Origin of the sequence: Bradyrhizobium sp. 44 (assembly GCF_023073095.1) — a bacterium.
In the GTDB taxonomy this organism is placed as follows: Bacteria; Pseudomonadota; Alphaproteobacteria; order Rhizobiales; family Xanthobacteraceae; genus Bradyrhizobium.
The window spans coordinates 205,924-215,589 of sequence record NZ_JADPIY010000010.1 but is presented as its reverse complement, the minus strand read 5'-3'; the positions used below and the strand labels follow the sequence as shown (position 1 = coordinate 215,589).

The following is a 9,666-nucleotide window of genomic DNA, read 5'->3' as shown; positions in this document are numbered from 1 at the left end:
TCAAGCCGTTCGACTTGGGCACTGCGCCTATCACTGTCCATAAGGACAGTTCTCAACAACACGCCTTATTCGGCAAGGCGGCCTTCACCGGACGGATACCCTGATTCCATCAATACGGCCTTTGGTAGCCGCGACGGCTAGCGATCACCACCCCGTGGTGAAAGCGTGCGCCAAGCGCGTCACTTTGGAATTCAGCCCGGCCCAGCCTTGCAAACCCGCTCAGAAAAGATGATCGGCAGTCGCCGCCGGCGCGCTCATGCGACCGACGCAATACTTGAGCCCAATCGTCTAATCGCGAACGATTGCAGGTCGCTAGCTGCGCGTTGACCATTGCTCGCGGAAGAGCCAGTCAGCCTTACCCTTTTTTGGCTTGATCGAAGACCGGGAGTTGCCCGACTGTTGTGGCAGTCAACGTCATCAGCGTGCTCTTGCCGGAAGGGAGTTTGCTCCCCAAAGCTCGAACGTGCGGTTTGCTGGACACCTCAGGATTCCAAGTGCACTCCTCAGCCTCTAATTTTAGTGGCGGAGCCGCGCAGCAGCGAACGTTAATGGTCGATATACTCCCGCACTACCTGCCGAACCTCCGCCATTCCCACCGATCGGTCCTCGCGCCGGGCCCTTGTCTCAGCTCGCGCGCCAGCGCTGTCCAGTATTGACCGGCGCAGCTCGTAGACCGCCATCGCAGCTTCGTCTGAAAGCGCCCGCGCCTGCTCTCGCGCGGCACGGGCCTCGTGGACAAGCCGTTGACGGTCAGCATCAGCGTCTTCCGTTTTCTGCTGTGTCATTTTGAGCCCCGAATCAATCGACGCCCCATCATGCAATCGACGTCGATGGCGCGTCGCTAACTTAGATTATTGCGCGCGCTCGAACACGGGTCACAAGCTGCTCTGCCCACCATGTCGCGATTGGGCCCGCTATGCTCCATGAGCGGACATGCTCTACCCAGCTGGGTCTATTCGCCACGTCCGCCAAGGGAATGCAATCGAGGCGAGGCCCTGCCGACAACGGATCATTTGCTCGCCGCCTGCGCAGACGTAGCGGAGCCCGCCTTGGCGCTGTTCGACGGGATCAAGCCCGAGTTTTTCCGAATAGAACGCCCGCGCCCGATTCAGGTCCCTGGCTGGAAGCCGGCTTGCCACTTTGGCGTTCCTCAGCATGCCCTCTCTCCTCCTAAGTCTTGGGCTCGTTCGGCTCCCAACTCATGGGCACGAGAGACAGAGAGCCCCTAAATGTTTCGCTACAGTAGAAGCATCCACGAATCCGCTCAAAGCAATTACTGGATGGCTCAACAGCTTCGGCGTGGCGCTCAGCAGTAAACGTCCGGTCCGCCCCTAGGAATCGAGATTTGGCTACACCGCCCGAAGAAAGCGATGGCCGAAATGGCGACATTCGCGCCGTGGCAGGGGCGCCATCATCAAGTACGATGAGCGCCCCTATGCATATCCTACTTGGGGGGCGGGGTCGTAGAGCGGTTTGCCCTTATCGACGATGTGCACCGTCAGCAGCTTCACCGCCTTATCACCAACGACCTTGAAAGACCCGTGCGGAGTATCCCGAATATTTACAGCAGCAATGCCGGTTGGGAAGGGCACTTGTTTGCCATCCGGAAGTTCAATGGTGCCTCCTTCTAAAACGTAAAATGACTCTTCTCCATGATGGATATGGAGCGTTGAGGTATCGCCGGGCTTGATCTCCGAGATGCTGGTGATGACCTCCATATTTGTGCCGGTCAAATCTGCTCGCTTTAATTCCTTCCGAAATGGCGAGTCTTGGGCGTTTGCTGCGAATGTGAAAAGTGACGCATAGAATTCCGAGCAAGAACTTCAACATCATCCTCCCCAATTAACGAAATCTGCAAATCGAGCAGCCACCGGATTAGGCCCGAGGAGTGGCACGCAGCTCAAGGTTTATCGTTTTTGCAATGCAGTACGGACCAGTAGTGGTTCTCCCATTCCGCTAAGGCTCAAAAGCTGCCTTGCCAGCTCAAGTCGAGCGCTTTCAGCTTGCCTGCGAAGAGCAGACCTCGCGGCACGCTGAGCTAAGGGCCAAAAGCTGCCTTGGCAGCTCGCATTGCGCGCTTCAGCTTGCCTCCCAAAACCAGACGTCGCGGCACGCTGAGCTAAGGTCAGCTAGGGGCAAGCGGAAGCGGCCGCGCTCATTCGATCACCTCGTCGGCACGAGAAATCAGCGTTGGTGGCAGTCTGAGGTCGAGCGCCTTGGCGTTTTCAGGTTGATGACCAGCGCGATTTTCGTCGGTTGCTTTGGGGTCATTTGGATTTATCCGCAGCATCATATGCGGCTTCCCAGTCCTTTGATTTGGTCGAAATCCAGTGCTTGGCCTCTTCTTCGGTCGCGAAATCGCCAACATGGGAATCCGGGCCGCGCCCCGTGAAAATCCGCACGGTCCAGCGGCCGCCTTTGGTCTTGGGATAGAATTTAGATTTATCAGGCATCCTGAGAGTATGCGCCGCACCGGCCTCAAGTTCCAGCCCGGACCCACTACCCATCCGGGCACAATGAACCTTGACACGCTTTGTGCTGACACAGTGCTATCGAGTTTTACATTTCCCGCCGGGGCTGGCTATCCGCCGCCTGCGCTTCATTTAAGCCGGAGGCGTTTTTTGCTTGTGGCGGCTGAAAGCGGCCGACGTTCGTGTGCGATTCTACGGCTCGGCGCGGGACGGCACGTCAGCGATCTGGACTTCGCTGGCGCGCCAGAAGCGATTATCCGGCGGCTCTCGAAGCGCCGGTAACGACGCCGCGTTCATCGGGGCCGACTTGCCTTGAAGCCAATAGGCCCGCCAGCGTGAACCGGCGGGCATATTATCGCTAGCCAACCCTCAAGTTTTCGGCCGACGTTTTGCCGCGGTTGCTCATTTCCTCGTAGCTCACCTTAGCACCCTCGTTGAAAGTGCTCAGTCCCGCTTTTTCGACAGCGGAAATGTGCACGAAAACATCCTTGCCGCCGTTGTCTGGCTGAATAAACCCAAAGCCTTTGGTCGAGTTGAACCACTTCACAGTACCTGTCGCCACGTCCGTCGCCTCGCTTGAGCAATAGCACCAGCCTAGACCGAGCACCCACGCTGGGCAACCATCGGTGGGAGTGTACTGAACCGCCTCCACAAGCGGACCTCAGCGACCTCGGCCATCACGTCACTTAGTCATTGACCGTTCCAACTGGCTGCAAGGACCTAGATGCAAAGCTAGCCACGACCGGTCGTGGCTTGCGGGTCGATGCCGGTTACACTACCTACACACCTCGCGAAAATGCGGCCGTGAGCAAATGTGAAGCCAAGCAAAACGCTCGTGGCGCGGCCGCTTGTCCGATACTGATGAAAAGTGAGTGCCAATGACTGTTTTCTCGGGGTCGGTGTTCGCGATGGACGTTGACGGCAAAGCTACATTCGCGTTCGAGGCGAAGAATTTCCGGGAAGCCTTCGAGTTGTGCAAAGAGGACTGGGTTCGTGATGACTTGACCACGATTACATCGAACGGCCTCCCTCTTTGCTCCTCGACCGCCAAGATGACAGTTCGCAGAGCTGACGAAGCCGAGATTGTCATCTATCGAAACGCAGCTGACAAAGCTCAAGCAGAAGACTTGGTGCTAGCATATCTTGTCGATTTAGACTGAGCGTGGCGACCTTCCCCCGCGGGCCACATCGCCAGGCCCGCCCGGCTGATCCGGTTTGGGCCAGCAGGGAAATGACGCGGTTTTCTGGTACCCCGATCGGGGCGGAGCGGCGCTTGTCGTTGCACCGACCACGCGCGCTGATCAGAGCACCCGCCGCGTACTAGGCGAGCAAAGCTAAGTAGATGGTCCTTTTCGGGAACGCCAAAATGAGATTGCCTAATGGAAATATTGGAGCGAGGATAATGAGACCGGGGCTGGCAATCCCTTTTCATTTCGTAATTTTGAAGAGACCCGGGGGGCCGCTGATGAAAGTCAGTGGCCCCGGTCCTTTTTAGGAACGCCAGATCGCGACTTAGGCTTTCTGTTCAGTCACCGCGTCCAGACAGCGCGAGGACCCGTCCCGAGGTCTTAGCCCTTCCCCTGGGGCTGGGGCCTTTTGCTGGCTGCTGACCGAATAGTTTAAGGTCCAACGCGAAAGCGCCGGCCCAGGCCGCGTCGCTTCATCCTCGCCGAGGTCCTTCCCCCAGCGCGCTTTCGCGGCCGCTTGCATATCGGTTTTTGGCGTTGCCTTTGCCGATGGCGTGCAGCTTCAGTTTGCTGAAATAGACCGCCGACCAAGGGAGCCCCGCCAGCTCGCAGGCGAGTACGGCAGCTCCGAGCATCGGGAAGAGCGCTTCGACACTGGAGAACTGTCCAGAGAATGGCTCTTCGATGGAGACGCCGAGGCAGTCCGGTCCAGCGAAGCGCCGGACCGCCCCGTGAACGCCAACCGTGCGACTTCCAATGTTGCCTTCAAACCGAAGTGCCTGGGCATCGAGACCTCCATCAAGAGACACCCTGCTGACGCCGAGTGTCGTTCCCAAGTCCAAGCCGAGCACGTAATTGCGGCTCAATCAAAGCGCTTTGATTAATTTACCCACAACGTATAGAGGAAGCTTGCGCGAGGCCTTGCGGACCATCGCTTTAACTTCACCCAGGAGTTTCGCTGGCACACGAACAGGAACGGTATGCTCACCCTACATCGGCGGGCGGCGAGGCCGGCGCCGCTTCGTGGCATGAATTGTCTGCATAGAGGAATCCTGGGCCGAATTCGCCGGCCCGTCAATGACGCTTCTTTCCGATCGGATCGGAAATAATCTGGCTTGCGTCAGGCTCTTCGATTCCCGCGTCAATATCCGGCGAGCTGTTGCAGGCGCACGGATCACCGGCACCACACTGACAGCCAAGCTCTTCGCTCCAGGCCCGGTCCGGATGGTTCTCGCAGACAAAGCCGATGCCGAAGCAGATGGGACAGTTGGGATTGGTCATGGCATGAAAAAGCGCGCGGGCCTTGCTCCAAAGATCGCAAGCATACCGCGCGCCTCGGTTACGCCGCCAATTCTTTGCGAACCGCGGCGGCCGAATTGCCTACCTTGTCGACGGCCTTCTGCAGCTCGTCCCTCGATACACCAAGCTGCTTGGTCCAATACTTGACCTCGAAATCTTCATGCATGTTGATTTTGCTACGGTCGCGCTGGTCCCGTTTGGTGAGATTGTCGCTCATCTTCCTCCTCCACCCCGTGTACAAGCCGTTCATCGTCAAGAACGGTCAGCAGGTCATTGATTGTATTCTGGCAGTCCCGCGGCCCGAGCTCGACATAGCGAGCTAAGATGGCTTGGGCTTCTTTTACGGCTTCCCTTACGCGATCCGGCATGCCGGTACTCCAATCACTGGGGCTGAAACGCAGCTAAGAACGCCCCGTTCCTTTGCTCAGCCCTTTAAACGAGCTGGCGCGCAGCAGGCCTTCGATGTTGGCGTAGCACGTCGGCTCGACCCAGGTGGCCTTCGGTTTCTTGACAGGCTTGGTGAGCTTCTGCTTCGGGCTGACGACGGTATCGAGAGCCTTGCGGATCTCCGCCGATTTCGTCCGGCTCCAGCCCGTGCCGACCTTGCCGATGTGCCGCAGCTCTTTTCCTTCCTGCTTGCCGAGGTAGAGCGCGGCGACGCCACCGGGGTCCTTGATGAAGCCGATGACGGGGAATTTCTCTCGCTGGACGGCATTGATCTTTTGCCAAGCCTCGACCCGGTCCGACCGGTACGGCGCATCGACGCGCTTGGAGACGATGCCCTCATAGTTCAGCTTTCTGGCAGCCTGGAACAGCGCCTCCCCGTCACCTTCGTGGTGTTCACTGTAGAAGATGGGAGCTTCCAGCCCGTTCTCATCTACCAGCTGCTTCAGCAATTCCTTGCGGGCAAGCTGAGCCATCTTGCGAAGGTCCTTGCCGTCCAGCCATAGGAGATCGAAGGCGAAGTAAACCAGCCGGTCCTGGTCCCCTCTACCGAGGTCCGCACTGAAGTTCGGAGAAGTTGGTGCGCTCTTCATGGATGACGACTACCTCCCCGTCGACGATCGCCTGACCCGGGATGTTGAAGGCGCCGGCAATGACCAAGAAACGGTTGACCCAGTTGTGGCCGTTCCGGGTAAAGGCGTTCCGGTCGTCGTGGTCGATGTGGAGCTGGATGCGGTAGCCGTCGTATTTCACTTCATGAATCCACTGAGCCCCTGAAGGCGCTTTCATCTTCAGGGTCGCCACTGGGGGCTGATAAAGCCCGGCATGGCAGCTTGCGGCTTCTTAGCCGGTGCCGGGGTACGCTTTGCCACTAACACAACTCACAAAAAGCCCGCCGCCGGAGTTGGGAGCCGAAGGCGGGGCAGTTTACCTACCTTACTTAGGACTCTCCAACCGCCAGACTGATGCGGCGTTCCCACGCGTTCTCTCATACAACCGCGATCGAGATTCCAGGTTCGGGCTCCGCGTCACCGTCGTTGCAGACGGCGGCCAGGTGCCGTCATTCCTGGACGGCGACCGCGCCGATCTCATCGTCCTGGACATCGTGATGCCGGGCGACGACGGTGTGTCGGGACCTCCGCGCCGAAAAGCACAAGGCCGTACCGGTCCTGATGCTGGCCGCCCGCACCGATGAGACGGATCGGATCGTCGGCCTCGAGATAGGATCCCGCGACTATCTCGGAAACCCTTGCCGCGCGCGAGCTGCTCGCCCGGATCAAGGCGGTGCTGCGCCGGACCAGGATTGGTGCCCAGCAACGCGTGCTCTCCCGTGATCAGCTTCTGAACTTGACCCAAGGGCGCGAGGCCGAGTTGTTCGATCGCTCGATCGACCTTTCGGTCAGCCGCGTACGCCAGCGCCTGAGAGACGACGCACGGAACCTGCATACATAAAGACCGTGCGGAACGAGGGATACGAGCAGACCGTTGGCGACTGCACGCGTGGCCTGCTGATCTACTCGGCGGCAGAAGCGGCATGTTGTTACCCACTCGCCCATCATCCTGAATGAAACGATGGGCAGGCTGTACGGTCCCTGATGAGTGCCGTCCGTGAGGTTCACCTGAAACTGCGAACCGATGACCGTGAAGCCTTGAAAGGACACGATGTCCACGTGGTTGGTAAAGCCCGCGTCCCGGTAGCTCATCAGAGAGCGCAAGAGCGTTGGCCGGGGGCGAGGCGTGGTGATCGCGGTGCTCGCGCCAGCGGGATGCCGCGATCGTCGTTCTCCCACCATCAGGAAAAGCCGCCAGCGAATTGGCAATACGGTTGTCCGGCGTGCCGGGGCCGCTTCCTTCGGATCGTGCTTCCCTACCTTCCTTCCGGCCGCAGATTTGGCAGTGTCGGAAAAGATCGCTGGCTCCGCAGACTGAAGAGGTCGCGGCGCAAACCGATGTGGCCGACCCTGACGGCCTTTCTCAACAGAGGAGTATCCTCGGAATGGGCAATGACGGCCCAGACGTCGCCGACGATGTATGTGGAGACGTCCCGCTACAAAGCTTTCAAAAGCGGATGGCCGACGAGCCGTTGCATGGCTATGAACTAGTCGAGCGGTGGGTCGCACCCCGCGCTCCGCTCGGCGCCCTCCTCGCCTCCAGTTGCCGGCGAGCGTGTCTGCCAAACCGCTTTGTTCGGCAACCCTGCACCGCGACAACGCAAATAGAGTTGTGGAAAAGCCGAAACGGAGCAGCTAACTCGCCTTAGCTTCCCCACCGCGTTTGAGGCGGTTCCGTGAGACCAGTACTCTTCGTCACAGAAGCTAGGTCGCCTGGACCTTGCGGGGCGGCGGACCTTACCCGCTTGCCAGCCTAGAGGAAAGAACATGCAGAAGCAAATGTTGAGGGGCTCTGACGTCGAAACGATGCTCCGGCGACTGTCCGGTGCCATCGAACGGGATCAGATCTACGTCGATGGCCTTCCCCGGGAGTGCTTTCCAAGCGTTTACGATGATACCCTCTGGCGCGACTGGCGCCAGGGCCATCGGGTTTTCATCGGTAAGCTGCTCGCGAGCGCACATGCCATGGATTCCGCTCAACTGGAGCGGCTGACCGAAGTCGCTTCCAGATTCGTCCCGGAAGTCGTCGGACGCATCATGCTGGAGACCCTCGCAGAGATCGTCAGCGGGTCGTCCGCCGCAGGCTGCGAGACGGCGGCTCACTTCTTCGACTGGGTGGCCGGCGAGGTCGTGCGGCAGGGCCGCGGCAAGGGACGCAGTCGGTCGGCCCGCAAGTCGATCGAACGGTGGTTTTCGAGCACCGACCCGTTGACGATCTCGCAAGATCCGGAATGCGGATATCCGTCGCTCATCGACGCAATCCGCGCGGGTCGGGCCGCATTGCAACAGACGCCCTGAGCGTCCGTCGGGCGCAAGGCTGGACGCGGGCCATCGCGGCGGAACGCTCCTCCGCCTCGATGCCTTGCGAGTCGATGTGTGCTGCACTTGAAGCAGTCGGCCGCTGAGAGATGCTGGCGGACCCACAGATCGTCCGCTGGAGGCTAATGTACGTCCGCGCTCGGAAGCATAGTACGTCACGGGATTCGGGGTTCCAATTGTGCAATAGGTCGTCGCACAATTGGTCGGCCTGCGTCGGCGCGTTCGAGGACCTCAATTGCGCTTGCCGGCGGCGGCGCGATCGCCCGCGCTTGACCGCCATGCTCATGGGATCCGAGAGTATGAGGCGCTGGAGGCCTGGCGGGCGGGAAAGATCAGCTTCCGCCGCTGTATGCGCATAGCTAGATTTTAGCGCAGCAGGCAAGTAACCATTCCATGGGACGCATTTTCACGACCGAGGATGCCCCGCGAAATACTCCCAGCCTTTGGGCACGATTACTCGTTCCTCACCTCGCTTGCGGAGATGAACCCCCTGCCCCTCCTCGACAGTGCCGATCGGTAAAATGCGAAGATGCAGACCGGCCGCGCGTATCTGACTCCCATTCTCCCGCGAGAGTGCCGACGAGTCCGAAATCGGCGCCGGGTCCCAGCGCGAAATCTACTGGGTCTTCACCGAGCTTCAGCGCCGACTTCGCCACGAGATCATCGAGAGGGAACTGATCGCCATCTAGGATAAACTTACATTTCGACTCGGCTGCGAGCTCCGAAAGGCTTTGGCCAAGTCCGTCGGTGTTGTCCATACAGGAAGTGCAGCTCTCGGACGTTACCAGGGCGCGCCCCAGAGCGACTTCGGGATCCAGAGCAAACTGCTTCTTCGACCGGTCTGTTTGCTCAAGCGACAGCCAATCGAATCGAGACGCGGCGGTGCAATACTTCAGCGCGGCGGTGGTCAATCCTGGATAGCGTGTGAGGAATATCGTGTCTCCACGTCGAGCCCCCGTCCTTCGGAGCATGCGCTCCCGCTCGACGTAGCCCATCACGGTGGCGGAAAGGCTCATCTCCAAGCTAGAGCTTATGTCGCCGCCGCCTATGACCACCCCGACCGAAGCAGCGAGATCTTTCATGCCGACTGCGATCTCGACCAACTTCGGAACACGAAAGTTGCTCGGCATCGCGCAGTTGAATAGCAGGGCAACTGGAACGCCGCCGCAAGCCGCAACGTCGCTGATATTCAGTGCGGCCAAGTAGCGTCCCAATCCGGTCGCATCGAGCAGACTGGCTTTGAATGCAGTCAAATCGGCCGGAAACCGATCCGTCGAGAGCAAGGTCAGGAATTTCGGCGTAAGACGCTTTGGTCTCGGATTGATTCCGTGGATC

The 9,666-nt window shown here is 59.4% G+C and carries 11 protein-coding genes and 1 pseudogene; 3 read left to right on the top strand and 9 right to left on the bottom strand.

Going from position 1 to position 9,666, the window contains the following annotated elements; all coding sequences use genetic code 11:
• Positions 1-1,433 precede the first annotated feature (1,433 nt).
• The 3 genes from IVB41_RS10370 to IVB41_RS10360 form a co-directional block, all read right to left on the bottom strand.
• A complete protein-coding gene (locus IVB41_RS10370; RefSeq protein WP_247430648.1) occupies positions 1,434-1,718 on the bottom strand; it encodes a cupin domain-containing protein in 285 nt (94 codons plus the stop codon).
• Positions 1,719-2,155: 437 nt separating this feature from the next.
• On the bottom strand, positions 2,156-2,293 hold the full coding sequence (locus tag IVB41_RS10365; protein WP_247430645.1) for a hypothetical protein: 138 nt from the start codon (positions 2,291-2,293) through the stop codon (positions 2,156-2,158).
• A 536-nt stretch (positions 2,294-2,829) separates the two neighbouring features.
• Complete coding sequence (locus IVB41_RS10360; protein ID WP_247430641.1) at positions 2,830-3,033, bottom strand: cold-shock protein; 204 nt, start codon at positions 3,031-3,033, stop codon at positions 2,830-2,832.
• A gap of 316 nt (positions 3,034-3,349) precedes the next feature.
• Between IVB41_RS10360 and IVB41_RS10355 the strand changes: the two genes are divergently transcribed.
• Positions 3,350-3,631: a hypothetical protein gene (locus IVB41_RS10355; protein WP_247430638.1), complete on the top strand. Its 282-nt coding sequence runs from the start codon at positions 3,350-3,352 to the stop codon at positions 3,629-3,631.
• A gap of 500 nt (positions 3,632-4,131) precedes the next feature.
• Here the strand turns inward: IVB41_RS10355 and IVB41_RS10350 are convergent, their stop codons facing one another.
• From IVB41_RS10350 to IVB41_RS35575, 5 genes are all read right to left on the bottom strand, one after another.
• On the bottom strand, positions 4,132-4,524 hold the full coding sequence (locus IVB41_RS10350) for a hypothetical protein (protein WP_247430635.1): 393 nt from the start codon (positions 4,522-4,524) through the stop codon (positions 4,132-4,134).
• Positions 4,525-4,732: 208 nt separating this feature from the next.
• Positions 4,733-4,939: a hypothetical protein gene (locus tag IVB41_RS10345; RefSeq protein ID WP_247430632.1), complete on the bottom strand. Its 207-nt coding sequence runs from the start codon at positions 4,937-4,939 to the stop codon at positions 4,733-4,735.
• Positions 4,940-4,997: 58 nt separating this feature from the next.
• On the bottom strand, positions 4,998-5,174 hold the full coding sequence (locus IVB41_RS10340) for a DUF3606 domain-containing protein (RefSeq protein WP_247430627.1): 177 nt from the start codon (positions 5,172-5,174) through the stop codon (positions 4,998-5,000).
• 184 nt (positions 5,175-5,358) lie between these two features.
• Positions 5,359-5,994 carry an ATP-dependent DNA ligase gene (locus tag IVB41_RS35580; protein ID WP_253075183.1) on the bottom strand — a complete coding sequence of 212 codons (636 nt, stop codon included), beginning with the start codon at positions 5,992-5,994 and terminating at the stop codon, positions 5,359-5,361.
• A complete protein-coding gene (locus tag IVB41_RS35575) occupies positions 5,948-6,190 on the bottom strand; it encodes a hypothetical protein (RefSeq protein WP_253075184.1) in 243 nt (80 codons plus the stop codon). The genes IVB41_RS35580 and IVB41_RS35575 overlap by 47 nt, the downstream gene beginning before the upstream one ends.
• Before the next feature lie 229 nt (positions 6,191-6,419).
• Here IVB41_RS35575 and IVB41_RS10325 point away from each other — a divergent pair.
• Positions 6,420-6,969: pseudogene (locus IVB41_RS10325) on the top strand (winged helix-turn-helix domain-containing protein); the annotation flags it as partial.
• A gap of 810 nt (positions 6,970-7,779) precedes the next feature.
• Positions 7,780-8,310: a hypothetical protein gene (locus IVB41_RS10320; RefSeq protein WP_247430623.1), complete on the top strand. Its 531-nt coding sequence runs from the start codon at positions 7,780-7,782 to the stop codon at positions 8,308-8,310.
• Positions 8,311-8,795: 485 nt separating this feature from the next.
• Here the strand turns inward: IVB41_RS10320 and IVB41_RS10315 are convergent, their stop codons facing one another.
• The gene (locus tag IVB41_RS10315; protein ID WP_247430619.1) at positions 8,796-9,614 is read right to left on the bottom strand and encodes a thiamine-monophosphate kinase; all 819 of its coding nucleotides are present in this window, start codon (positions 9,612-9,614) and stop codon (positions 8,796-8,798) included.
• Positions 9,615-9,666: the final 52 nt, after the last annotated feature.

Bases quoted from the DNA above. Each gene is read 5' to 3' on its own strand.
- IVB41_RS10365 (WP_247430645.1), bottom strand. From the start codon at position 2,293: ATGATGCTGCGGATAAATCCAAATGACCCCAAAGCAACCGACGAAAAT.
- IVB41_RS35580 (WP_253075183.1), bottom strand. From the start codon at position 5,994: ATGAAGAGCGCACCAACTTCTCCGAACTTCAGTGCGGACCTCGGTAGA.
- IVB41_RS10340 (WP_247430627.1), bottom strand. From the start codon at position 5,174: ATGAGCGACAATCTCACCAAACGGGACCAGCGCGACCGTAGCAAAATC.
- IVB41_RS10345 (WP_247430632.1), bottom strand. From the start codon at position 4,939: ATGACCAATCCCAACTGTCCCATCTGCTTCGGCATCGGCTTTGTCTGC.
- IVB41_RS10355 (WP_247430638.1), top strand. From the start codon at position 3,350: ATGACTGTTTTCTCGGGGTCGGTGTTCGCGATGGACGTTGACGGCAAA.
- IVB41_RS35575 (WP_253075184.1), bottom strand. From the start codon at position 6,190: ATGAAAGCGCCTTCAGGGGCTCAGTGGATTCATGAAGTGAAATACGAC.
- IVB41_RS10320 (WP_247430623.1), top strand. From the start codon at position 7,780: ATGCAGAAGCAAATGTTGAGGGGCTCTGACGTCGAAACGATGCTCCGG.
- IVB41_RS10370 (WP_247430648.1), bottom strand. From the start codon at position 1,718: ATGGAGGTCATCACCAGCATCTCGGAGATCAAGCCCGGCGATACCTCA.